Here is a 25,448-nt window from a genome sequence, read left to right as displayed (position 1 = left end):
GAAACACATGCAACGAACGGCTCTGGTCGTCGGCGTTACCGGCATCGGCGGCAACTACACGGCGCGCGAACTGCTGGCTCGGGGATGGAAGGTGGCGGGCCTGTCGCGGCGCGCACCACGCGACCTGCCGGACGTGCAGCATATTGCAGCCGACCTGCTCGACCCGGCGGGACTGGCGGCGGCACTGGTCGGCCTGGCGCCCACCCACGTCTTCATCACCACCGGATGCGCCAGGACACGGAAAGCGAGAACATCCGCGTCAACGCCGCCCTGGTACGCAACCTGCTGGACGCCCTGGCGCCGGGGCGCAGCGTGCGCCATGTCGCCCTGGTCACCGGCCTGAAGCATTACCTGGGACCCTTCGAGGCCTATGCCAGTTCGGGCACGCTGCCCGATACGCCGCTGCGCGAAAGCCAGCCGCGCCTGCCGCTGGAAAACTTTTATTACGCCCAGGAAGACGAGGTGTATGCCGCCGCCGCGCGCGACCGCTTCACCTGGAGCGTGCACCGGCCGCACTCGATCATCGGGCTGGCAGTGGGCAACGCCATGAACATGGGTACCACGCTGGCTGTGTATGCCACCCTCTGCAAGGAAACCGGACGGCCCTTCCAGTTCCCCGGTTCCGAGGCACAGTGGAAGGGGCTGTCGGACGTGACGGACGCCCGCATGCTGGCCAGGCAGCTGGTGTGGGCAGCCGATACTGACGCAGCCAAGAACGAGGCCTTCAACATCGCCAACGGCGACGTCTTCCGCTGGAGCTGGCTGTGGCCACGGCTGGCGGACTGGTTCGGCGTGCAGGCGGCCGGCTACAGCGGGAAGGTGCAGCCCCTGGAAGCCGCGATGGCGAATGACGCGCCGCTCTGGCGCGAGATCGCGACGCGTCATGGCCTGGTCGAGCCTGACCTGGACCGGTTGGCGTCAAGCTGGCACACGGACCTCGATCTCGGCCGCCCGCTCGAAGTGATGAGCGACATGGCCAACAGCCGCCGCCTCGGCTTCGCTGCCTGGCAGGCGACGGACGATTCCTTCTTCGACCTGTTCGCGCGCCTGCGCGCCGAGCGCCTCATTCCCCTGAGGGTGCCGGGCACGATCATGGACGCCGCCCGCAAGCCGCATCGCTTCGTGCTCGTCACGATCGGGTCGGCGGGCGACCTGTTTCCTTTCCTGCGCATTGCGCTCGCCCTCCTTGCAGCCGGCCACCGGGTGAGCTTTCTCGGCCCGGTCCAGCACGAACCTTTTGTCAAGGCGGCGGGCCTGCCGTTCCATGGCTTGCCGGCCGACCCGGCGGTGCTGGACCATCCCGACCTGTGGCACCCGACGCGCGGCTTCGGCGTGGTCTGGCAGGCGACGCGGCCGGCCATGGCGGCGGTGCCGGCCTTCATGGCGGCGCTGCCGCCCGACGAGCCCTGCACCATGCTGGTGCATCCGCTGGCGCTGCCGGAGGCGGACCTGTGCCGTGCCGCGCGTCCGGGTCTGCGCATCGCCGGCGCGTTTCTCGCGCCATCGAATTTGCCGACCGTGCATGACCCGCTGCTGTTGGGGCCCTGGCGCGTGCCGCGCTGGGTGCCGCATGGCGTGCGCCGCCGCCTCTGGCGCTTTCTCGCTGCCCGCTTTGTCGACCCGGTTGCGCTGCCGGACGTGAACGCGGCGCGCGCGGCGGCCGGGCTGGCGCCCGTGCGGGCGCTGATCGACACCATGTTCTCGATTGCCGACTTGTCGGTCGCGCTGTTTCCCGACTGGTTCGCGTCGACCCAGCCGGACTGGCCGCGCCCCATGGTGCGCAGCGGTTTTCCCCTGTTCGATCCCGACCCGCAGGCCGCGCTCTCGCCGGCCTTGCAGCAGTTCCCGGGGCAGGGCGGGCGGCCGCTCGTCTTCACGCCCGGCACCGGCAACCGCCAGGCGCGCGCGTATTTCGAGCATGCGATCGAAGCGACGCGCCTGCTGGGCGAACGCGCCGTCTTCCTGACCCCGCACCGCGACCAGCTGCCGGCCGAACTGCCGCACCACGTGCTCTGGCAAGAGTACGTGCCGCTGCGCGCGCTGCTGCCGCAGGTTGCGGTCCTGGTGCACCACGGCGGCATCGGCACCACGGCCGAGGCCCTGCATGCCGGCACGGCGCAGCTGGTGGTGCCGCTGGCGCACGACCAGTTCGACAATGGCGCACGGGTGCAGGCGCTGGGCGTGGGGCGCTCGCTGCCGGCTGCGCGCCTGACGACGCCGCGCCTGCTGTCCTGTCTGGAAGCCCTGCTGGACGACGAGGCCTTGCCCGGCCGGTGCCACGCCGTGGCGCGCCATTTCGGCGCCGATGCAGGGATGGAGGCGGTGGTGCATGCGCTGGAGGAGCTGGCGGGGGACAGGCTGCGCTCGTAGGGTGGGCGGCTCCACCCGGGTACGTGCCCCCCCGCGGCTTGTCCGCCGCCCACGCGTTCAACAGGCGGGTGCAAACTCGCGTTTCGTCCATCACCCGTGCGTTGAACGCGTGGAGTGACCCGGACTGAGTGCCCGGGTTACGCGAAGCAGGCGCACGCGCAGGCGCGGCGCATGTCCTCGGGTGGAGCCGTCCACCCTACAGCGACGTAGGGTGTGCGGCTCCACCCGGGTGCGCGCGAACCCGTGGCTTTGCTGCCGCCCACGCGTTCAACAAGCCGATGCAAGCCCGCGCTTCGACCATCACCCGTGCGTTGAACGCGTGGGCTGCCCCGGGCTGAATGCCCGGGTTACGCGAAGCAGGCGCACGCGAAGGCGCGGCGCATGGCGTCGGGTGGAGCCGCAACCTACGTGTGTCAGCGCACCGTCTCGTTCAGCCGGGTGCGTTTCAATGAGGGCATCGACGGCGAAAGAGTGGGAAGGATGTATGCGCAGGAAAGGCGAGGCGGGTGGGGGGCAGGGAGGCCGATACGGTTCCGGGCGGAGCCGGTCGGCCCGGCTATGTGCGCGTACGCGGCGCGCGCGAACACAACCTGAAGAACGTCGACCTCGACATCCCGCGCGACGCGCTCGTCGTCTTCACCGGCGTGTCCGGCTCCGGTAAATCCTCCCTTGCCTTCGGCACCCTGTACGCGGAAGCCCAGCGGCGCTACCTGGAATCGGTCTCGCCCTACGCGCGCCGCCTGTTCCACCAGATGCCGGTGCCGGAAGTCGACGAGATCGACGGCCTGCCGCCGGCGGTCGCCCTGCAGCAGCAGCGCGGCTCGCCCACCACGCGCTCGTCGGTCGGCAGCGTCAGCACGCTGTCGAACTCCCTGCGCATGCTGTATTCGCGCGCCGGCGAGTATCCGCCGGGGCAGGAGCTGCTGTATGCCGAGTCGTTCTCGCCGAATACGCCCGAAGGCGCCTGCCAGCAGTGCTCGGGCCTTGGCCGCGTCTACGAGGTGACCGAAAAATCGCTGGTGCCGGACGACTCGCTCACCATCCGCGAGCGCGCGGTGGCCGCCTGGCCGCCGGCCTGGCACGGCCAGAACCTGCGCGACATCCTGGTGACGATGGGCTATGACGTCGACACACCCTGGCGCGACCTGCCGAAGAAGGACCGCGACTGGATCCTCTACACCGACGAGACGCCCACTGTCCCGGTGTACGCCGGCCTCACGCCCGAGGAAACGAAAGCGGCCCTCAAACGCAAGGACACGCCCAGCTACCAGGGCACCTTTACCGGCGCGCGCCGCTATGTGCTGCAGACCTTCGCCACCACCGAGAGCGCCTCGATGAAGAAGCGCGTGGCACGCTACATGGTCAGTACCGAATGCCCGGTCTGCCGCGGCAAGCGCCTGCGCCAGGAGGCACTGTCGGTGACGTTTGCCGGCGTCGACATCGCCGACATCGCGCGCATGCCGCTGGCGCGCCTGCACCAACTGCTGCTGCCTCATGCCAGCGGCGCCGCGCCGAAAAAATGCGAAGCAGGCCAGGCTGCATCCCGAGCAGCTGATCGTCACCCAGCGCATCGCCGAAGACCTGGTCGCGCGCCTGGACGTGCTGCTGGCGCTGGGTTTGGGCTACCTGGCGCTGGAACGCAGCACGCCGACGCTGTCGCCCGGCGAATTGCAGCGCCTGCGCCTGGCTACCCAGGTGCGCTCGAACCTGTTCGGCGTCGTCTACGTGCTCGACGAACCTTCGGCGGGCCTGCACCCGGCCGATACCGAGGCACTACTGACGGCACTCGACCAGTTGAAAGCCTCGGGCAATTCCCTCTTCGTGGTCGAGCATGCGCTGGACGTGATCCGCCGCGCCGACTGGATCGTCGACGTCGGCCCGGCCGCGGGCGAGCGCGGCGGCGAAGTGCTCTACAGCGGCCCACCCGAAGGGCTCAGGAAAGTGGAAGCGTCGCAGACGCGGCGCTACCTGTTCGACGACATGCGCGTAGGCGAAACGGGCACCGAAGCCCGCCCACGGCGCCAACCGAACGGCTGGCTGAAGCTCGAAGGCGTCACCCGCAACAACCTGGACAATCTCTCCGTCGCCTTCCCGCTGGGCGTGCTCACCGGCGTCTGTGGCGTCTCGGGCTCGGGCAAGTCGAGCCTGGTCAGCCAGGTGCTGGTCGAGCTGGTGGCCAGAGAGCTGGGGCAGGGCGCGCCCGTACCGGAGGAGGAACCGGACGAACTGGAACAGGAGACGGCGCTGCCGCTGGAAGGACGCATCGTCGCCGGCATGGAATCGATCCGGCGCATGGTGCGGGTCGACCAGAAGCCGATCGGGCGCACGCCGCGTTCGAACCTGGCCACCTACACGGGCCTGTTCGACCAGGTACGCAAACTCTTCGCGGCGACAAAAATGGCGAAGTCGCGCCGCTATGACGCCGGCCGCTTTTCCTTCAACGTCGCCAAGGGCCGCTGCGAAAACTGCGCCGGCGAAGGCTCCGTCATGGTCGAGCTGCTGTTCCTGCCCAGCGTCTACGCGCCATGCCCGGTCTGCGCCGGCGCCCGCTACAACGCGAAGACGCTGGAAGTGACCTACAAGGACAGGAACATCGCCGAGGTGCTGGGCATGACGGTGGACGGGGCGGCCGAATTCTTCGCCGGAGAGCCGCTTGTCGAGCGCTCGCTGGAAGTCTTGCGCGAAGTGGGCCTGGGCTATCTGCGCCTGGGCCAGCCGGCCACGGAACTGTCGGGAGGCGAGGCCCAGCGCATCAAGCTGGCGACCGAACTGCAGCGTGCGGGGCGCGGCAACACCCTGTACGTCCTCGACGAACCGACCACCGGCCTGCACCCGCTCGACGCCGACCGCCTGGTGGCCCAGCTGCAGCGCCTGGTCGACGCCGGCAACACGGTCGTCGTGGTCGAGCACACGATGCGCGTGATCGCCACCTGCGACTGGGTGATCGACATCGGCCCGGGCGCGGGCGACGAGGGCGGTACCGTGGTTGCGGCCGGGCCGCCGGAACTGGTCGCCGCGGCGAAGGGCAGCCGCACGGCTCCCTATCTGAGGCCTGTGCTCGGGGCCTAGCAAGGCGGCGCGCGACGCGGCATGCCAGCCACCATTGGTGTATTGACGCCTTTGTACAGACAATTGTGGCGCACGCTTGCGCGCGCCGGAAAGTGTCGTTTGCGTTACACTTAGGATATTTTTCCTTAAAATAAACGCAACACATGACCGGCTCCTCGCTCGATAACAGGCAGTTCCACCGCATCCTCAAGCGTAACGTCGCGCTGCCGCTCGGCATGAGCGTACTGAGTGCCGGTGTCTTCGTCGCGATTGTCGCGTTCATGATCAATGTGCTCAACTGGGTCGAGCACTCCCAGCAGGTGATCGGCAACGCCAACGAAGTGAGCAAACTCGTCTCCGACATGGAAGCGGGCATGCGCGGCTATCTGATCTCGGGCGACGAAAGTTTCCTGGGTCCGTACACGGTGGCCAGGCCGAAGGTCGAGATCGAACTCGATAACCTGCAGCGCCTCATTAACGACAATCCGGACCAGGCCAACCGGCTCAACCAGGTACGTTCCGCGCACCGCGAGTGGCTGGGTTTTGCCACCGAGATGATCGAGCGCCGCCGCACCGGGCGGGATGTGGTCGAATCGATCCGCGGTGGCCGCGGCAAGGTCCTCACCGACGAGATGCGCAGCCAGTTCAGCAGCTTCATTGCCAGCGAACGCAGCCTGTTGCAGCAACGCAGCCAGTCGGCGCGCACCGTCATCACCTGGTCGGTGGGCGCATTCCTGCTGTTCACGCTGATCGGGGGCGGCCTGCTGGCTGCCTTTGGCCGGCGTGAACTGCTGCGCCTGTCCACTTCCTACGACGAGGTGCTCAAGCACGAGAGCGAACACAATGCCGAACTGCGCCACCTGAGCTGGCTGCGTACCGGCCAGGCCGAGCTGGCCGCCAAGAGCCTGGGACTGAACAGCCTCGAACTGCTGGCCCAGGCCGTGCTCGACCACGTGGTGCGCTACCTCGGCGGCGCGGTCGCCGCCATGTACGTGCGCAACGAGGATGGCACGCTGCGCCGCATCGGCGCCTTCGGCTTCTCGAACGAGGACGAGCACGCGAAAACCATCGAATCGGGCAGCTCGCTCGCCAGCCAGGCCGCCAACGAGAACCGCCTGCTGCGGGTCAAGGAACTGCCGGGCGATTACATCAAGGTGTCATCCAGCCTGGGCGAGACGGCGCCGCGCGAGATCGTCATCGCGCCGTTCTCCAACTTCGGCAAGGTCAAGGGCGTCATGGAAGTTGGCTTCCTGCAGCCTGTGCGCGAGCGCGACCTCGAATTCCTGCGGCTGGTGGGCGACGCCGTCGGCGCCTCGGTGGCGGCCATCGTCTACCGCAGCCGCCTGCAGGACGCCCTCTCCGAAAGCCAGGCCCTGAACGAGGAACTGCAGGTGCAGCAGGAAGAACTGCGCACGGCCAACGAGGAACTCGAAGAACAGTCGCGCGCGCTGGAGGAATCCCAGTCCAGCCTCGAAAACCAGCAGGCGGAACTGGAGCAGACCAACGACCAGCTGGCCGAGCAGGCCATGAACCTGGACATGAAGAATGCGGCCCTGGTCGAGGCCCAGGAACAGCTGCGCGCCCGCGCACTGGACCTGGAACGCGCCAGCCGCTACAAGTCGGAATTCCTGGCGAACATGTCGCACGAACTGCGCACGCCGCTCAACAGCTCGCTGATCCTGGCGAAACTCCTGGCCGATAACGTGCCGGGCAACCTGAATGAAGAGCAGGTGCGCTTCGCCCAGACGATTTATTCGGCCGGCAACGACCTGCTGCACCTCATCAACGACATCCTCGACATCTCGAAGGTCGAGGCCGGTAAACTCGAGCTGCTGCCGGAAGACCTGCCGATCCGCCGCACCGTCGAGGGCCTGGGCCGCACTTTCGAGCCGCTGGCCAAGCAGAAGGACTTGCGCTTCACCGTGGCGGTCGAGCCGAACGTGCCGCCGACCCTGCACACCGACCGCCAGCGCCTCGAGCAGGTGCTGAAGAACCTGCTGTCGAACGCCGTCAAGTTCACGGAACAGGGCGAAGTGAACATGACGGTCAGCGCCACCCAGGAAGGCTGGATCCAGTTCACCGTGACCGACACCGGCATCGGCATTCCGCCTGAACAGCACGAGCGCATCTTCGAGGCCTTCCACCAGGCCGACGGCACCACCAACCGCCGCTTCGGCGGTACGGGACTCGGCCTGTCGATCTCGCGCGACCTGACCGGCCTGCTGGGCGGCACGCTGGTGGTGTCGAGCACCCCGGCGAGGGCAGTACCTTCACCCTCAGCATGCCGAGGAACGGCACCGTGGCGGCCACGCCGCCGGCGCCGCGGGCTGCCGCGCCCCGCGCCAGCGCGGCCGGTGCGCCGCTGTCGCCGCGCCTGGCGCGCGCGCTGCCGCCACCGGAGTCCGCACCCGAGCCAGCGCCGGAGGAAGTGGCGCCGAAGGCCAGCTTCCCGGACGACCGCGGCCAAAAAGCGGAGGGCGCCCGCACCGTGCTGGTGATCGAGGACGAGCCCGACTTCGCGCGCATCCTGTTCGACCTGGCACACGATCTCGAATACCGCTGCCTGGTGGCGCTCACTGCCGGCGAAGGCCTGCAACTGGCTGCCAGCGAGAATCCGGACGCGATCCTGCTCGACATCCGCCTGCCGGACAGCTCGGGCCTGTCGGTGCTGCAGCAGTTGAAGGACAACCCGGCCACGCGCCACATTCCGGTGCATGTGGTGTCCTCGATGGAAAACGGCGGCGAGGCGCTGCACCTGGGCGCGATCGGCTACGCCCTGAAACCCACCTCGCGCGAACAGCTCGAAGAAGTCTTCCGCAAGCTGCAGGAAAAATCCTCCCAGCAGATCAAGCGCGTGCTGCTGGTCGAGGACGACGAACGCCAGCGCGACAGCGTGGTGCAACTGATCGCCGACGAAGACGTGCACATCGACGCGGTCGGCTCGGGCGGGGAAGCGCTGGCGCTCTTGCGCAGCCAGATTTTCGACTGCATGATCATCGATCTCAAATTGCCCGACATGCAGGGCAAACAATTGCTGGAACACATGTCGCAGGAAGAGCTGGTGTCCTTCCCGCCGGTGATCGTCTACACTGGACGGAACCTGACGCGCGACGAGGAAGCCGAGCTCATGAAGTACTCGCGCTCGATCATCATCAAGGGGGCGCGCTCGCCCGAGCGCCTGCTCGATGAGGTGACGCTGTTCCTGCACAAGGTCGAGTCGCAGCTGTCGACCGAGCGCCAGCACATGCTCAAAACCGTGCGCGGACGCGACCGCGTGTTCGAAGGCCGCACCATCCTGCTCGTCGACGACGACGTGCGCAACGTGTTCGCCCTGACGTCCGCGCTGGAGCAGCGCGGCGCCAACGTCGAGGTCGGCCGGAACGGCTTCGAAGCGATCGCGAAACTCGACGAGGTGCCGGCCATCGACCTGGTGCTGATGGACATCATGATGCCGGGCATGGACGGCCTGGAAGCGACGCGCCGCATCCGCGCCGACGGCCGCTTCAACCGCCTGCCGATCATCGCCATCACCGCCAAGGCGATGAAGGACGACCAGGAGCAATGCCTGGCCGCCGGCGCCAACGACTACCTTGCCAAGCCGATCGACCTGGCGCGCCTGTACTCGCTGCTGCGGGTCTGGATGCCCACCATGGAACGCGTTTAAGACAGCCGATGAGCGAGCCCATGAAGCATCCCCCGGACAACATCGATATCGAATTGCGGATGCTGATCGAGGCCGTGTACCTCAAGTACAACTACGACTTCCGCGATTACACTGGCGCATCGCAAAAGCGCCGGGTGCTGGTGGCCATGCGCGAGATGGAATGCGCCACCGTGTCCGAGCTCCAGGCCAGGGTGCTGCACAAGCCGGAAAGCTTTGCCCAGCTGCTGCAATACCTGACCATCCCCGTCACCGAAATGTTCCGCGATCCCGACTACCATGCGGCGCTGCGCAGCCAGGTCATCCCGCACCTGGGGACCTATCCGTCGCTGAAACTCTGGGTGGCCGGCTGCAGCACCGGCGAGGAAGTCTATTCGCTGGCCATTTTGCTGCACGAGGAAGGGCTGCTCGAACGCAGCATCATCTACGCGACCGACATCAATCCCGAGTCGCTGGAAAACGCGCGCCGCGGCGTGTTTCCGCTCGACCGCATGCGCCTGTACACCGAGAACTACCAGAAGGCCGGCGGCAAGCGCGCCTTTTCCGATTACTACACGGCGGCCTACGGCGGCGCCCTGTTCGAGCGCTGGCTGGTCGAGAACGTGACCTTTGCGGACCACAGCCTGGCCACCGATAGCGTGTTCTCGGAAACCCATTTCATCAGCTGCCGCAATGTGATGATTTACTTTAACCGGCGCCTGCAGAACCGCGTGCTCGGCCTTTTCCACGAGTCGCTCTGCCACCGCGGCTTCCTGGCGCTGGGCAGCAAGGAAAGCATCGACTTTTCCACCTACGCCCAGCGCTTCGAAAGCCTGGCGCGGCGCGAGCGCATCTTCCGCAAGGCGGTCGAATGAAGGTCGCCGCGCACCTCGACGTCCCTGGCGATGCACCGGACCCGGTCGCGCGCGCGCTCGCGGGCCGGCGCATCGAGGCATTGGTGATCGGTGCCTCGGCCGGCGGCGTCGACGCCCTGGTCGAGCTGTTGCCGGCGCTGCCGCGCGAGGGCGCGCCGGCCACCGTCTGCATCCTGCACGTCCCGGCCGACCGCGAAAGCCGCCTGGCGGAACTGTTCGATGCGCGCTTGGGACTGCCCGTCGTGGAAGCCCGGGACAAGCAATCCGTCGAGCCCGGCACGGTGTACTTCGCCGGCGCCGGCTATCATCTGTCGATCGAACACGATCGCGTATTTTCACTCAGCTGCGAGCCGCCCGTGCACTATGCGCGCCCGGCCATCGACGTGCTGATGGAGTCGGCCGCCGATGCCTATGGCGCGGCCCTGGCCGGCATCCTGCTGACCGGCGCCAACCATGACGGCGCCGAAGGCATGCAAAGGATCAGGCAGCGCGGTGGCCTGACCGTCGTGCAGGACCCGGGCGAAGCGCAGGCGGCCACGATGCCGTTTGAGGCGATCCGGCGGTGCGAGCCGCACCTGGTCCTGCCGCTGGCCGGCATTCGCGCACTGCTGCCCCTGTTGGAGACACCATGAGCACCAATGAACCAAGCAAGTTACTGATCGTCGACGACCTGCCGGACAACCTGCGCGCCCTCGATGCCCTGATCCGGGATCCACAGCGGCTCGTCTTCCATGCCCATTCGGGCGAGGAGGCCCTGGCGCTGCTGCTGGAACACGAGTTCGCGCTCGCCATCCTCGACGTGCAGATGCCGGGCATGGACGGCTTCGAGCTGGCCGAGCTCATGCGCGGAACGGAACGCACCCGCCACATCCCGATCGTGTTCGTCTCCGCCGCCGGGCGCGAGCTGAACTATGCCTTCAAGGGCTACGAGACGGGCGCGGTCGACTTCCTGTATAAACCGCTCGACCCGGACGCGGTGCGCGGCAAGGTGAATGTGTTCGTCGCCCTCGACCAGCAGCGGCGCGAGACGCGGCGCCAGATGGAAGCGCTGGAAAAGAGCCGGCGCGAACAGGAAATCCTGCTGGCCGAGCTGAATGCTACCCAGGCGGAGCTGCAGCGCTCCCTGAAGATGCGCGACGAATTCATGTCGCTCGTCGCCCACGAGCTGCGTACGCCCCTGAACACGCTGTTCCTGGAAACCCAGATGCGCACGCTGCACCTGAAACGCGGCAACCTGGCCGCCTTTTCCGGCGAACAGATGGGCGCGATGATCAAGCGCGACGAGCGCCAGATCAAGGCCATGATCCGCCTGATCGACGACATGCTCGACGTCACCCGCATGCGGAACGGCACCCTGTCGGTGCGCCCGGCGCCGGTGGAACTGATGGGCATGCTCGAGCGGGTGGTGAGCGACCTGTCGCTGCAGGCTGCCGCCAGCGGCTGCGCGATTACCCTCGCGCCGCACCCGCCGGTCACCGGCTGCTGGGACGAGTTCCGCATCGAGCAGGTCGTGGTCAACCTGCTCACGAATGCGCTGCGCTATGGCGGCGGCTGCGACGTCGAGGTCAGCGTCGAGGTGGAAGGCCGTCAGGCCAGCATCAAGGTGGCGGACAAGGGGAAGGGGATTTCGCCGGACGATGTCGAGCGCATCTTCCAGCCCTTCGAACGCGGCGCCCGCAACGGCGAACCGAAGGGCCTGGGCCTGGGCCTGTACATCTCGCGCCAGCTGGCGACGGCCCACGGCGGCGAATTGTCGGTCACCAGCACCCCGGGACAGGGCTCGACCTTCTGCCTGGCACTGCCCTGCGACGAAGTCGTCACCTGCGCGGCCTTACCGGCCTGAACGAAAAAAGCTGGGGTCAGGTCTGACATTTGGACACGAGCTCGGCTGTTTTAGCGGTTTACTGTCGAGGCTGTGTCCGAATGTCAGACCTGACCCCAGCACTTCGGAACTGTCGAGGCTGTGTCCGAATGTCAGACCTGACCCCAGCACTTCGGAGGTTGCGGTTTTGGATGTAAAACCTTACACGGCGCGCGGTTGCAAAGCGCGTGCGTTTCCCGCACACTGACAGGTCTCTTGCGAGACTGACATCCCTGCCTGGCAGGATTTGTCTCATCCTCTCGATAGTAGAAATCAATCGATCCTATCCGATCAATTAATTTTACAAGCGACAGCAAGCGCTTTACACTTGCATTTATCAACTTTGATACACAACACAACAGGAGCTTCCATGTCCCTTATCAATACCCAGATCAAACCGTTCAAGGCAACCGCTTACCACGCAGGCAAGTTCATCGACCTGACCGACGAGCAGTTCCGTGGCACCTGGTCGGTGCTGATGTTCTACCCGGCCGACTTCACCTTCGTGTGCCCGACCGAACTAGAAGACCTGGCCGCATTCCAGCCGGAATTCGAAAAGATGGGTGTGAAGGTCTACGGCGTGTCGACCGACAGCCACTTCGCCCACAAGGCATGGCACGACACCTCGGACGCGATCAAGAAGGTCAATTACCCGCTGATCGGCGACCCGACCGGCACCCTGGCCCGCAACTTCGAAGTCATGATCGAAGAAGAAGGCATGGCACTGCGCGGTACCTTCGTCATCAATCCTGAAGGCCAGATCAAGGTCATGGAAGTTCACGACAACGGCATCGGCCGCGACGCGTCGGAACTGATGCGCAAAGTCAAGGCTGCCCAGTACGTCGCTTCGCACCCGGGCGAAGTCTGCCCAGCCAAGTGGACCGAAGGCGCTGAAACGCTCACGCCTTCCCTGGACCTGGTCGGCAAGATCTAAGTAGTCAGTAGTCAGTAGTACCCGGATGCCTGGCAGGGAAGACCGCCGGCATCCATTCTTCACCGAATACAAGGAAAACATCATGCTGGAAGCAAATCTCAAGAAGCAGTTGCAGGCCTATCTGGAAAAAGTGGTGCAGCCGATTGAGATCGTTGCATCCCTGGATGCGTCGCCGAAGGCGCGCGAAATGGAAGAGCTGCTCCGGGAAATCACCTCGTTGAGCGCCAAGATTTCGTACGTCGAAGCGAGCGACGACAATGTGCGCAAGCCCTCGTTTGCGATCAACCGCGTCGGCACCGATATCGGCGTGCGCTTCGCCGGCATCCCGCTCGGCCACGAATTCACCTCGCTCGTGCTGGCCCTGCTGCAGGTGGGCGGCCACCCGATCAAGTTCGACGACGCCGTCATCGAACAAATTAAGAACCTCGACGGCGATTACGTCTTCGAAGCCTTCATTTCGCTGTCCTGCCATAACTGCCCGGAAGTCGTGCAGGCGCTGAACTCGATGTCCATCATCAACCCGCGCATCAAGGTCACCACCATCGACGGCGGCCTGTTCAAGGAGGAAGTCGAAGCGCGCCAGATCCTGGCCGTGCCGATGATGTTCCTCAACGGCGAGCACTTCGGCCAGGGCCGCATGAGCGCCGAGGAAATCCTCGCCAAGCTCGATACCGGTGCGAGCAAGCGCAAGGCCGCCGAGCTGTCGAAGAAAGAAGCCTTCGACGTGCTGATCGTCGGCGGTGGTCCTGCCGGCGCGGCCGCGGCAATTTATGCCGCCCGCAAAGGCATCCGTACCGGCGTTGTCGCCGACCGCTTCGGCGGCCAGGTGCTCGACACCCTGGCGATCGAGAACTTTGTGTCGGTCAAGGAGACCGAAGGGCCGAAGTTCGCCATCTCGCTGGAAGAGCACGTCAAGCACTACGACGTCGACATCATGAACCTGCAGCGCGCCGCCAAGCTCGAGCGCAATGCGGAGAACCTGTTCGAAGTCACGACCGCCGACGGCGCGGTATTGAAGTCGAAAACGGTGATCCTCTCGACCGGCGCCCGCTGGCGCGAAATCAACGTGCCAGGCGAAAAGGAATACAAGAACCACGGCGTGGCCTATTGCCCGCACTGCGACGGTCCGCTGTTCAAGGGCAAGCGCGTGTCGGTGATCGGCGGCGGTAACTCGGGCGTCGAAGCGGCGATCGACCTGGCCGGCATCGTGGAGCACGTCACCCTGATCGAATATGGCGCCGAACTGCGCGCCGACGCGGTCCTGCAGCGCAAGCTCTACAGCCTGAAGAACGTCGACGTCATCAAGAGTGCCCAGACCACGGAAATCCATGGCGACGGCAAGAAGGTGACCGGCATTTCGTACAAGGACCGCATCAGCGGCGAAACGAAGACCATCGAACTGGCCGGCGTGTTCGTCCAGATCGGCCTGGTCCCGAACGCCGAATGGCTCAAGGGCACGCTGGAGCTGTCGCCCTACGGCGAGATCGAAGTCGATGTGCGCGGCGAAACCTCGCTGCCGGGCGTATTCGCCGCCGGCGACGTGACGACGGTACCGTTCAAGCAGATCGTGATCGCGGTAGGCGAGGGCGCCAAGGCGTCGCTGGCAGCCTTCGACTACCTGATGCGTTTGCCGACGGCCGAGACCGAGGCAATTGCCGAGGCGGAAGCCAAGGCAGCCTGAGCTTGACGGAGCATGCATGAACAAAGCGCCATCCGATGCAAATCGGGTGGCGTTTTTCATGGGGTGTACGGCTTGCCGTCCACGCCTTGAACGATCGCGTTCACGGCCGTATGCCGTCGGTGCCAGCACAATGCTGGGAGCGTGGACGGGAAACCCGTCCACCCCACGCAAGCAAAGAAAAAGCGCCGTGCCACTGCTGTGGTACGGCGCTTTTGTTATCGTGCGCGGCTTTTTACCGCGGCTGAGTAGAATGCGAATATCGGCTACATGCCGGCATCAGGGCCGCATCGTGCGGCAAATGCGTGCTTCGATCAGTGAAACATCAACACCGCCGCACCCTGCAGCGCGTTCGTTTCATAGACCAGCCAGGCAGCGACGCTGGCGAGGGCAAGCTGGAGGGCGGTCAGGGTAGTGGGGATCGAGCGCATCATGATGGTTCTCCGGGGCTGTCGTCTGTTTGTCTTTTCGTTCGTGTATGGTGCCATCTTAGGCCTGCTGTCGCTTTTGCGACATCGGCGAGGACTCCGCCGTTCTGTAGGAAAACACCTTGCGGAGCTGTCTCAACGGCTGGAAGGCACCTCGCGAGCGCCTAAAGAGTGCCTGACAAAACCTTCAGGGCGAGGCGCAGCGTCGATGACAGTAGGCCTGTACGGCGAGACGCCGCAACGCAGCCATGGGGTTTTTGTCAGGCACGCTACAAGACCTTGATGGCAAGGCGCGTCGGCGAAGACAGTGCGCTTGCACGGCGAGACGATGCAACGCGGCTATGGAGGTTTTTTAGGTGCTCTAAAGTGGGGCTCCTACGGCGGTCTTGGCTGGCGTCCTATAGTCCGGCTTGCGCGCGCGCCTTACAGTTTCCTCATGACCCGACATGACCCCCAACTCCTCCATAACGGCCTCCTCGCGGTGCGCCGCAATACCATCCGCAAGCTGCTGCGCTCCGTGTTCGGCATCGAACGCCTGCGCGAAGGCCAGCAACGCGTGATCGACAGTGTCCTGGACGGCAAGGACACGCTGGCGATCATGCCCACTGGCGGCGGCAAGTCGCTGTGCTACCAGATTCCGGCCCACATCCTGAAGGGCACGACAGTGGTCGTCTCGCCGCTGATCTCCCTGATGAAGGATCAGCTGGAAAAACTGGAGGAATTGGGCATCCGTGCCTGCCAGGTCAACAGCAGCCTGAATGCCGAGGAAGAGCACGCGGCGTTAGAAAGCATTGCGGCAGGGGAGTGCGAAATCGTCTTCTGCACCCCCGAGCGACTGGCCTCGCCCGACTTCCTCGCCGTACTCAAGCAAGCGAAGATCGTGCTGGTCGCCATCGACGAGGCGCACTGCATCTCGCAGTGGGGCCACGACTTCCGCCCGGCCTATATCGAGATGGCGGCAGCGATCGCCGCGCTCGGCCAGCCGCCGGTGCTGGCGCTGACGGCCACCGCCACCGACGAGGTGATGGAAGACATCGGGCGTCAGCTCAACCGCCCGCGCATGAAGGTCATCAACACCGGCATCTACCGGCCGAATCTGCATTACAGCGTGCGCCAGGTGACGAACGTGCAGGACAAATTCCTGGAAGCGCGCCGCCTGGTGGCCGAGACCCCGGGCGTGGGCATCGTCTATGCGGCCACTGTCAAGGCGGCCGAGGAAATGCACCGCATGCTCGAAGAGGCGGGCGAGTCGGTCACGATTTACCACGGCAAATTGCCGGCCGCCGAGCGGCGCGCCAACCAGGACCTGTTCATGAACGACGAGCGGCGCATCATGGTCGCGACGAACGCCTTCGGCATGGGCATCGACAAGAGCGACACCCGCTTCGTCATTCACCTGCAGATTCCCGCCAATCTCGAATCGTATTACCAGGAGTCGGGCAGGGCGGGGCGCGACGGCAAGGATGCGCAGTGCACGCTGCTGTTCCTGCAGGACGACAAGCGCCTGCAGCAGTTCTTCCTGGTGAAGCACTACCCGGACGCAGCCGAGATCCGTTCGGTGTACGAGGCAGCCTGCGAACTGGCCGAAAGCGGCGCCGTGACGACCGAGCGCATCGAGGAAAAGCTGGTCGACCTGAACGAAGCGAAGATCAAGGTCTGCCTCAAGCTGCTGAAAGACGGCAAGCTGGTGCGCCAGAACCGCAAGCTCGAATTCGTCGTGACCAATGCCGAGCCGAAGGCGGCCACCTTCGAAGGCCTGGCTGAAGTCTATGTGCAGAAGCAGGACCACGACCGCGCCTCGCTGGAGCAGATGGTCGGTTATGCCGTCAGCGGCTTCTGCCGCTGGAAGCTGATGCTCGATTACTTTGGCGACGAGGTCGAGGGCTTCGAAAAATGCTGCCGCTGCGATAACTGCCTGAACCCGCCGGCGGCGCTGCTGGAAGACATCGAGATTCGCGACGATGAATTCGACCATACGCCTGAACCCGAGCCGAGCGGCCCGCATTTCGAAGCGGGCATGCACGTCAAGGTGCCGAAGTACGGGGAGGGCGTTGTCGTGTCAGTAGCGGGTGACCAGGTTGCCATCGACTTCCCGGACGGCGAACAGCGGAGCTTTATGGCAGACTTTGTAGAACTCGTCTGAACGCTGAAAGGCCCGCATGGCAGATATGGTGGTAGTGCGCAAGGAAGGACTGTACTGCGTCCCGGGCGGGTTCTACATCGATCCATGGCGGCCGGTGGAGCGTGCCGTCATCACGCACGCCCACGGCGACCACGCGCGCTACGGCCACGGCCGCTATCTGACTGCCGCCAGCGGCGTGCACGTGCTGCGCTCGCGCCTGGGCGAGATCTCCGTCGATGGCCTGGAGTATGGCGAGACGACGACCCACAACGGCGTCACCATCTCGCTGCATCCGGCCGGGCATGTGCTCGGTTCCGCTCAGGTGCGCATGGAATACGGGGGCGAAGTCTGGGTGGCCTCGGGCGACTACAAGATCGAGCCCGATAAAACCTGCGCGCCCTTCGAGCCGGTGCGCTGCCACACCTTCATTACCGAATCGACCTTCGGGCTGCCCATCTACCGCTGGGAGCCCGAGCAGCGCATTTTCGACGACATCAACAGTTGGTGGCGCAAGAACGCCGCCGAGGGCCGCTGCAGCGTCATCTTCGGCTACTCCTTCGGCAAGGCGCAGCGCATCCTGTCCGGCCTGGATCCGTCCATCGGGCCGATCGTCTGCCATGGTGCGGTGGAACCTTTGAACCGCGTCTACCGCGAGGGCGGCGTCATTCTCCCGCCCACCCTGATGGTGAGCGACCTCGACAAGGCCGCGTTAAAGCAGGCCATCGTGGTGGCGCCACCGTCCGCCTCGGGTTCGGCCTGGATGAAGCGCTTCGGCGATTACTCCGACGCCTTTGCCAGCGGCTGGATGCAGCTGCGCGGGGCGCGCCGGCGCAGGGGTGTCGACCGCGGCTTCGTGCTGTCCGACCATGCCGACTGGCCGGGTTTGATGAGCGCCATTGCCGCCACCGGGGCCGAGCGCATCATCGTCACCCATGGCTCGATCCCCGTGATGGTCAAGTGGCTGTGCCAGCAGGGGCTGGACGCGGCCGGCTTCGATACCGAATACGGCGATGACGATGACGACGTCGGCATTGCGCCGCAGCCGGCCGAGGTGAAGGAAGCGGCGCAGGCGGCCGAGACAGCCGGGGAACAGCCGGAGGTGCAGGGGGCGCGCGATGCGTGAGTTTGCCCGCCTCTTTGCCGAGCTCGACGAAACCACCGCCACCAACCGCAAGCTCGAAGCCCTGCAGGGCTACTTCTCGACCGCCGCGCCGGAGAACGCCGCCTGGGCCGTGTACTTCCTCGCCGGCGGCAAGCCGCGCCAGGCGGTGCCGACCAAGCTGCTGCGCCAGTATGCGATCGAATACGCGGTGCTCGACGAATGGCTGTTCGACGAGTCCTATCATGCGGTGGGCGACATGGCCGAAACCATCGCCCACATCCTTCCGCCGCCGACCAGACGCAGCGACGTCGGCCTGGCCGAATGGATGATGGAAAGGATCGGGCCGCTCCGAGGAGCCGCCCCTGAAGTCATCCGTGAAGCCCTGTTCACCTACTGGGACGAGCTGACCACGCCCGAGCGCTTTCTGTTCTGCAAACTGATCGGCGGCGGTTTCCGCGTCGGCGTGTCGAAACTGCTGGTCACGCGCGCACTGGCCAACATCGCCGCGGTGGACAGCAAGCTGATCGCCCAGCGCCTGATGGGCTGGACCGACGGCAGCGTGCGCCCGACTGCGACCAAGTTCCTGCAGCTGATCGCCGCCCAGTCCGATGAAGAACACAAGCTGCGCGGCGGCCAGCCCTATCCCTTCTTCCTCGCGCACCAGCTGCAAGGCGACCCGGCTGCGCTCGGAGAACTGCATGACTGGCAAGTGGAGTGGAAGTACGACGGCATCCGCGCCCAGCTGGTGCGGCGCGGCGGGCAAAACTACCTGTGGTCGCGCGGCGAGGATCTGATCTCCGAGCGCTTCCCGGAACTCTGCAGCGTGCGCCTGCCAGAGGGCACGGTGGTCGACGGCGAGGTGCTGGTCTGGGATCACGCCAACGACGCACCCGCGCCTTTCGCCGAACTGCAGCGCCGTATCGGCCGCAAGAGCTTGTCCGCCAAGCTGCTGGCCGAGCTGCCGGCGGTGCTGGTCTGCTACGACCTGCTCGAACTCGATGGCGTCGACCTGCGCCAGCTGCCCCAGCACGAACGGCGCGCGCTGCTGGAAACGCAAGTCGCTGCCGTCAACCAGGCGCAGTTGAAGATCTCGCCAGTCGTCCAGGCCGAGAGCTGGGAAGCCCTGGCAGCCTTGCGTACCGAGTCGCGCAACCGCGGTGTCGAGGGCATGATGGTGAAGGCGAAAAGCGCGCAGTACGGCGTGGGCCGCACCAAGGATGTCGGTACCTGGTGGAAGTGGAAGGTCGATCCGTATTCGATCGACGCGGTGCTGATTTATGCCCAGGCGGGCCACGGGCGCCGCGCCTCGCTCTACACCGACTATACCTTCGCCGTCTGGGACGACGATGAAGGCCATGGCGAGCGCCGCCTGGTGCCCTTCGCGAAAGCCTATTCGGGCCTGACCGATGCCGAGATCGCCCAGGTCGACAACGCGATCCGCAAGACCACGATCGAAAAATTCGGCCCGGTGCGCGCCGTGAAGCCGACGATGGTGTTCGAGATCGGCTTCGAGGGCATCGCGCTGTCCTCGCGCCACAAGGCCGGCATTGCCGTGCGCTTCCCACGCATCCTGCGCCGCCGCGACGACAAGACAGTCGATGATGCCGACACCCTCGACACCCTGAAGGGCCTGCTGGCCGCCGGCGTCTGAGCATCGTCCTCTTCGAGCGCGGGGGAGTTGCCAGTGCGGTCACCGCAGCCTAGCGTGCGCCGGCGCCTGTGGATAGGGTATAAATTGATTATATATGGTGCATCAGCACCGTTTCGTTGCCGCCGGCGCCATGCCATTCCCTCGGCCCTGATCATCCATTGCATGGCGTTATCGAAAGCGTGGACACCATGAATATTGGCAATCCCGGATCGACATTCCGCGGTCTTCCGTTGACCGATGCGCAGGAAAGCGAAGTCAGGCATTACATCCATGCAAAACAGCGCTGTGGCAAGGAATGGGATACACCCGAGCTGCAGGGCATGCTCACTGACATGCTGGACCCCCCGGAAGTCGTCGACGACGACATGCAGAGCCGGCGCGACAGCGCGGAGTGCGCAACAGTCGAAAGAAGCAGTGATACCGGCCAGCCGCAGGAGCGCAACGGATAGCGACTGCTGGACGCGACGCCGGGATGGGCACGATGAGCCTTCGCAGCCATTCCCCCACAGCGCCTTCCGGCGCCATATCGGATCCTTTCGTGCCCAAGGACACTTGCTCATTCAGGGTGCAAACCAGGGTGTTGTCAGGTTCCTTACTACCTTCCGGTGAGGCGACCGAATCTGCTGCGTCCGTGTTAAGGTCCTTGCTTGACTATCGGAGACCTCATGCAAAGCACACCTACCGAGCAATACAAGGGTTACACGATTGCAGCAAATCCGGTTCAGACTTTTCGAAGGCGCTACTTGTCCACGTTCGCGATCTACCACGGGCACGATGTCAGCTGTCCTCTGGCTCATCACCACGGGGCAGATGACCAGGATTTTTCTACTGAGCTTGAAGCGACGACGCGAGCGTTCTCTTTCGCCCGTCAATGGATTGATGTCCACTCGATTCGACATATTCTTTGAGTCGCTGTCCCTGAGCGTCCGCACCGAATCGGATGGTTTTGTCAGACGTGCTCAGTGCAGGCGGTTGCGCTTGTGTGTATACATATGCTCATCCGCCAGTTGGACGTAGTCGGACAAGGGTTGCTCGCTGGCGGGATCGCACTGCACGACCCCGGCACTCATCGACACCATGTAGGGCCGTTCCTGCATCAGGTTGTGGGCGCGCAGGTTGGCATCCAGACGCTCAAGGATGACCTGCGGCTGTTCGTCGTCCAGCGTATAGGCCACGAATTCGTCGCCCCCGAGGCGCGACACGACGTCGGCCTGGCGGAACGACTGACGAAACACGTGCGCCGCATCCCTCAGCAAGGCGTCGCCGGCGTCGTGACCGAGTTCGTCGTTCACACGCTTCAGGCCGTCGATGTCGGCGAAGATGACGGCGCTGTGTGTGCGCTGGCGCCGCGAAATCCGGAAGATCTGCTCGGCTTGCAGGAAAAAACCACGCCGGTTGTACAAGCCCGTTAACACGTCGGTCAGCGCCAGGACGTGCATTTCGCCGACGGCTCCATCGCGTTGGCTCAGTTCGGCGGCATGCACCATCGCGTTGTTCGCAAGCTCCTCGCGCAGGTCCTTGACGAGCTGCTCGAGCGCACCACGCGCCTTGATCTTGCCCAAGGCCGCCGCGGCCAGTTCGAGGACGGCTGACATGGTGCGCCGGCAGGCACGGGCGGCGGCAGGGGGCAGGTCATTGTCCCAGGCGGCGACGAGGATGGCAATCGCGGCAGGCGCAGGCACCGCGAGCGCGAGTATGCGCTCACTCGGTTCGGGCGGCCCGCCATCGTCATCCTGGCCCATCCTTCTTGCCCGATGGGGTAACAGGGCGGCGCCGGCGGAATACAAGGGATGCTCGGTCCGGGCCAGATAGGCATTGCCATTGCAGTCGAAGCCGCAGAGATCCAGGCTGCCGTCGCGTACGAGGAGCAAGGCGGAGTCGCATTCGACCGTCCGGACCAGGGTGCGGCCAATCAGGGACAGTGAGCCGCTGTAGTCGTCGGTCTGGAGCAGCTCGCGCGACAGTGTCAGTAACTGACGCAGCTGATTGCTACCGTTTTGCGGCAGTGGCGAGGTGTGCTTGTTCATTTTGCTGGGCTCCTGGTTGATGGGCTGCATGGCGAGACAAACCCGCCTCGACGCTGCACGGGACGGAGTCCTGCCCGCCGATGCCCGCGCACATGCACGCATACCGGCTTTCGAGAAAAACCAGAACGACAACCCATTCACCCCTGGCTTCAAAACGACAATACACCCATCGTCCCGCATCACCTAACCCTTTTGGCGGAACAAACGGGGGCGCGGCGGCATGGGCAGGGTGGGGGGCGCTTCGCCTGCAAGGCATTTGCTAAACTGGACAGGCAGGCCGTGCATCGCAGCGCGAACCGCCACGACGGCACGCAAGTGGACGGCAGTGCACTTTTTCGAGGGGAAGTTGAACATGAGGCCTGAATCTTGAAGCGCGATCGTTCCAGTATGGCGAAACCGGGCCACCAGGCCGGTGCCACGGTCAATCCGCGGCGTGGCGGCCGCGACGCAGGTGCCATCCCGGCCGCCACGGGTGCATGAAGGCGCCAGCGAGCAAACTGGCGAGCGGCCCCACGCCAACGGTCGTGAAGGACTGGTTCGCCGCGCGCGGCTGGAAGGCCTTTCCGTTCCAGAAAGAAGTGTGGAAGGCGGCGCTGGCCGGCAAGTCTGGCCTGCTGCATGCGAATACCGGCGCCGGCAAGACCTTTGCCGTCTGGTTCGCGGCATTGCAGCGCGGGTCGCTGGCGAAAGGGCGCCTCTCCGGCATGCGCGTGTTGTGGATCACGCCGATGCGCGCGCTGGCGGCCGACACCCAGCGCGCGCTGGAAGAATCCGCCGCCGAACTCGCGCCCGGCTGGACGGTCGGCGCGCGCACCGGCGACACCGGTTCGGCCGAGCGCGCGCGCCAGTCGCGCAGCTGGCCCACGGCGCTGATCACCACACCCGAGAGCCTGTCGCTGCTGCTCAGCCACGCCGCAAGCCAGGAGCAGTTCAGGCACCTGGACACGATCGTCATCGACGAGTGGCATGAACTGATGGGCAGCAAGCGCGGCGTGCAGGTGCAGCTGGCGCTGGCGCGGCTGCGGGCCTGGCGCCCGGAACTGGTGGTCTGGGGCGTGTCGGCGACGATGGGCGACCTCGACCTGGCGCGCCAGGTGCTGCTGGGCGTGGGCGAGGAGAATGGCGAGGAGCGCGGCGTGCTGGTCGAAGGCGACACCCGCAAGCAGATCGTCGTCGATTCGCTGATCCCGAAGGACGTGGCGCGCTTCCCCTGGGGCGGCCACCTGGGCATGCAGATGCTCAAACCCGTCATCGACGAGATCGAGCACTACGACGCGACACTGGTGTTTACCAATACCCGCTCGCAGTCGGAGATCTGGTACCAGAACATCCTCGATGCCCGTCCCGACTGGGCCGGCGTGATCGCGCTGCACCACGGTTCGCTCGCGCGCGAGGTGCGCGACTGGGTCGAGATGGGCCTGAAAAAGGGAGAACTAAAAGCGGTGATCTGTACCGCCAGCCTCGACCTGGGCGTGGACTTCCTGCCGGTCGAGCGCGTGCTGCAGGTCGGCAGCGCGAAGGGCATCGCGCGCCTCTTGCAACGGGCCGGGCGCAGCGGCCATGCGCCGGGGCGGGTTTCGCGCGTGACCCTCGTTCCCACCAACAGCCTGGAGATCCTGGAAGCGGCCGGCGCCAAGGTGGCGGTCGCGCAGCGCCGCATCGAGGGTCGCTACGTGCCGAACAAGCCCTTCGACGTGCTGGTGCAGCACCTGGTGACGGTGGCGCTGGGGGGCGGTTTCCGCTCCGAAGAGCTCTACCAGGAGGTGCGCACCGCCTGGTCCTACCGCCACCTGAGCGAAGAGGAATGGCAGTGGGCGCTGGACTTCGTTGCGCGCGGCGGCCAGAGCCTGACGGTGTATCCGGAATACCGGCGCGTCTTGCCCGACGAGGAGGGCGTGTACCGGGTGCCCGATACCGCGATTGGGCGCCGCCACCGCATGGGCATCGGCACCATCGTCTCGGACGCGACGATCCAGATCAAGTACATGGGCGGCGGGCGCATCGGCAGCATGGAGGAGTCCTTCATCTCGCGCCTGAAGCAGGGCGACCACTTCCTGTTCGGCGGGCGCATCCTGGAATTCATCCGCGTGCACGAGATGACGGCCTTCGTGAAACGTGCCACCGGTTCGCGCGGCGCGATTGCGCGCTGGCAGGGCGCCAGGATGCCGATGTCTTCGGAGCTGGCCCACGCCGCGCTCGAGCAGCTGCGGCAAGCCGCGGAAGGACGCTTCGAGGGCCCGGAGATGCAGGCGATCCGGCCGCTTCTGGAGATCCAGGAAAAATGGTCGGCGCTACCGACGATCGACACCCTGGTGCTGGAATCGATGAAAAGCCGCGAGGGCTGGCACCTGTTCGTGTACCCGTTCGCCGGGCGCTCGGTGCACATGGGCCTGGCCTCGCTGTTCGCCTACCGGGTCGGGCGGCGCCAGCCGATCACGTTTTCGATTGCGATCAACGATTATGGTTTCGAGCTGATGTCGGCGGAACCGGTGGATTGGGCGGCTGAATTTGCCGGCGCCACTGGCGTCGATGTGCCGCTGTTCGAGACCGAGCGCCTGCTGGAAGACGTGCTCGAGAGCCTGAATGCGACCCAGCTGTCGCAGCAGCGCTTTCGCGAAGTGGCGCGCATTGCCGGGCTGGTATTCCAGGGTTATCCGGGCCAGCCGAAATCGAACCGGCAAGTGCAGGCCTCGTCCTCGCTGTTCTTCGAAGTCTTCCGCAAGCACGACGCCGGCAACCTGCTGCTCACGCAAGCCCAGCGCGAAGTGCTCGAGCAGGAACTGGAACTGACGCGCCTGCGCGACACGCTATCGGAACTGCATGCGCGTAAAGTGGCCTACCGCGAGGTGAAACGCGCCACGCCTTTCGGTTTCGCGCTGATGGTCGAGCGCTTCCGCGAAAAGGTGAGTACCGAAAAGCTCAACGACCGTGTCGCCCGCATGGTGAGGGAACTGGAGAAAGCTGCCGCGGTATGAGTGTTCACGCTGTCGAGGTCGCAGGCGAAACGCTGCTGCTGTTGCCGGAAAAGGCCGTGTACTGGCCGGCGCAGGCGATGCTGATCATTGCCGACATCCACTTCGGCAAGGCGGCCTCCTTCCGTGCACAGGGCATTCCCGTGCCGCGCGGGACGACGACAGAGAACCTGGCCGGGCTTGGCGCATTGATCGACCGGCATGGCGCCCGCCACGTCGTGTTCCTCGGCGACTTCCTGCATGCGCGCGCGGCCCATGCGTCGAGCACCCAGCAGGCGATGCTGGCCTGGCGCCACTCGCGCCCGGAGCTGCTCTTGACGCTCGTGCGCGGCAACCACGACAAGCATGCGGGCGACCCGGCCGCCGCGCTCGGCATCGAGCTCGTGGACGAGCCGCACCGCATTGGCCCCTTCGACTTCTGCCACCACCCCGACCTCGATGGCGGCGGCTATGCGCTGACCGGCCACGTGCACCCGGCCTGGGTGCTGGCGACCCGCTTCGACGCCCTGCGCCTGCCGTGCTTCGTGGTCGGCAGGGGGCGCATGATCCTGCCGTCCTTCGGTTCGTTCACCGGGGGCATGTGGTTTCGCGCGAGCCGGGCGACGCCATCTTCGTGACCTCGGGCGAAGCCGTGCACGGCGTGCGCTGAGCCGTCCGCGCCGCATTTGCCCCGGATGCGCGCTGGCTGCGCACCGGTTTCATACCAGACTCGCGCCGCGTGCCAGCCGTTTCGCACCCCG

At 65.5% G+C, this 25,448-nt stretch carries 15 protein-coding genes and 2 pseudogenes; 16 read left to right on the top strand and 1 reads right to left on the bottom strand.

The window, feature by feature from the left end:
- Nucleotides 1–7: 7 nt before the first annotated feature.
- The 14 genes and pseudogenes from G4G31_RS21535 to G4G31_RS21475 all read left to right on the top strand — a co-directional run.
- Nucleotides 8–1,071 (top strand): annotated as a pseudogene (locus tag G4G31_RS21535) (SDR family oxidoreductase); the annotation flags it as partial.
- A 21-nt stretch (nucleotides 1,072–1,092) separates the two neighbouring features.
- Nucleotides 1,093–2,370, top strand: a complete 1,278-nt coding sequence (locus G4G31_RS21530; RefSeq protein WP_182991870.1) for a glycosyltransferase — start codon at nucleotides 1,093–1,095, stop codon at nucleotides 2,368–2,370.
- Nucleotides 2,371–2,876: 506 nt separating this feature from the next.
- Nucleotides 2,877–5,439, top strand: a pseudogene (gene uvrA, locus G4G31_RS21525) (excinuclease ABC subunit UvrA).
- 143 nt (nucleotides 5,440–5,582) lie between these two features.
- Nucleotides 5,583–7,916, top strand: coding sequence for a CHASE3 domain-containing protein (locus tag G4G31_RS27095; protein WP_229425176.1), 2,334 nt, complete (start codon nucleotides 5,583–5,585; stop codon nucleotides 7,914–7,916).
- Nucleotides 7,847–9,082 (top strand): response regulator, encoded by a 1,236-nt coding sequence (locus G4G31_RS28700; RefSeq protein WP_308600949.1) that lies wholly within the window; start codon nucleotides 7,847–7,849, stop codon nucleotides 9,080–9,082. The genes G4G31_RS27095 and G4G31_RS28700 overlap by 70 nt, the downstream gene beginning before the upstream one ends.
- 8 nt (nucleotides 9,083–9,090) lie before the next feature.
- On the top strand, nucleotides 9,091–9,933 hold the full coding sequence (locus tag G4G31_RS21515) for a protein-glutamate O-methyltransferase CheR (protein WP_229425175.1): 843 nt from the start codon (nucleotides 9,091–9,093) through the stop codon (nucleotides 9,931–9,933).
- Nucleotides 9,930–10,565 (top strand): chemotaxis protein CheB, encoded by a 636-nt coding sequence (locus G4G31_RS21510; RefSeq protein WP_182989318.1) that lies wholly within the window; start codon nucleotides 9,930–9,932, stop codon nucleotides 10,563–10,565. The genes G4G31_RS21515 and G4G31_RS21510 overlap by 4 nt, the downstream gene beginning before the upstream one ends.
- Nucleotides 10,562–11,776: a hybrid sensor histidine kinase/response regulator gene (locus tag G4G31_RS21505; RefSeq protein ID WP_182989317.1), complete on the top strand. Its 1,215-nt coding sequence runs from the start codon at nucleotides 10,562–10,564 to the stop codon at nucleotides 11,774–11,776. The genes G4G31_RS21510 and G4G31_RS21505 overlap by 4 nt, the downstream gene beginning before the upstream one ends.
- Before the next feature lie 388 nt (nucleotides 11,777–12,164).
- A complete protein-coding gene (gene ahpC, locus G4G31_RS21500) occupies nucleotides 12,165–12,728 on the top strand; it encodes an alkyl hydroperoxide reductase subunit C (RefSeq protein WP_182989316.1) in 564 nt (187 codons plus the stop codon).
- An 82-nt stretch (nucleotides 12,729–12,810) separates the two neighbouring features.
- Complete coding sequence (gene ahpF / locus G4G31_RS21495) at nucleotides 12,811–14,409, top strand: alkyl hydroperoxide reductase subunit F (protein ID WP_182989315.1); 1,599 nt, start codon at nucleotides 12,811–12,813, stop codon at nucleotides 14,407–14,409.
- 861 nt (nucleotides 14,410–15,270) lie between these two features.
- Entirely contained in the window at nucleotides 15,271–16,977 is a 1,707-nt protein-coding gene (locus tag G4G31_RS21490; protein ID WP_182989314.1) for an ATP-dependent DNA helicase RecQ, read from the top strand.
- 16 nt (nucleotides 16,978–16,993) lie between these two features.
- Nucleotides 16,994–18,079 carry a ligase-associated DNA damage response exonuclease gene (locus G4G31_RS21485; RefSeq protein WP_182989313.1) on the top strand — a complete coding sequence of 362 codons (1,086 nt, stop codon included), beginning with the start codon at nucleotides 16,994–16,996 and terminating at the stop codon, nucleotides 18,077–18,079.
- The gene (locus G4G31_RS21480; RefSeq protein WP_182989312.1) at nucleotides 18,072–19,709 is read left to right on the top strand and encodes an ATP-dependent DNA ligase; all 1,638 of its coding nucleotides are present in this window, start codon (nucleotides 18,072–18,074) and stop codon (nucleotides 19,707–19,709) included. The genes G4G31_RS21485 and G4G31_RS21480 overlap by 8 nt, the downstream gene beginning before the upstream one ends.
- A 188-nt stretch (nucleotides 19,710–19,897) precedes the next feature.
- The gene (locus G4G31_RS21475; RefSeq protein ID WP_182989311.1) at nucleotides 19,898–20,158 is read left to right on the top strand and encodes a hypothetical protein; all 261 of its coding nucleotides are present in this window, start codon (nucleotides 19,898–19,900) and stop codon (nucleotides 20,156–20,158) included.
- Between the two features lie 510 nt (nucleotides 20,159–20,668).
- Here the strand turns inward: G4G31_RS21475 and G4G31_RS21470 are convergent.
- Nucleotides 20,669–21,736: a GGDEF domain-containing protein gene (locus tag G4G31_RS21470; protein WP_182989310.1), complete on the bottom strand. Its 1,068-nt coding sequence runs from the start codon at nucleotides 21,734–21,736 to the stop codon at nucleotides 20,669–20,671.
- A gap of 476 nt (nucleotides 21,737–22,212) precedes the next feature.
- On the opposite strand from G4G31_RS21470, the gene G4G31_RS21465 reads away from it, so the two are divergent.
- Both G4G31_RS21465 and pdeM read left to right on the top strand, forming a co-directional pair.
- On the top strand, nucleotides 22,213–24,711 hold the full coding sequence (locus tag G4G31_RS21465; protein ID WP_182989309.1) for a ligase-associated DNA damage response DEXH box helicase: 2,499 nt from the start codon (nucleotides 22,213–22,215) through the stop codon (nucleotides 24,709–24,711).
- Nucleotides 24,708–25,325, top strand: coding sequence for a ligase-associated DNA damage response endonuclease PdeM (pdeM, locus tag G4G31_RS21460; protein WP_229425174.1), 618 nt, complete (start codon nucleotides 24,708–24,710; stop codon nucleotides 25,323–25,325). The genes G4G31_RS21465 and pdeM overlap by 4 nt, the downstream gene beginning before the upstream one ends.
- Nucleotides 25,326–25,448: the final 123 nt, after the last annotated feature.

The sequence above is a fragment of the Massilia sp. Se16.2.3 genome, assembly GCF_014171595.1.
Taxonomy (GTDB): domain Bacteria; phylum Pseudomonadota; class Gammaproteobacteria; order Burkholderiales; family Burkholderiaceae_D; genus Telluria.
Note: the sequence above shows the minus strand (reverse complement) of the source record. Positions and strands in the feature narration are given on the sequence as shown.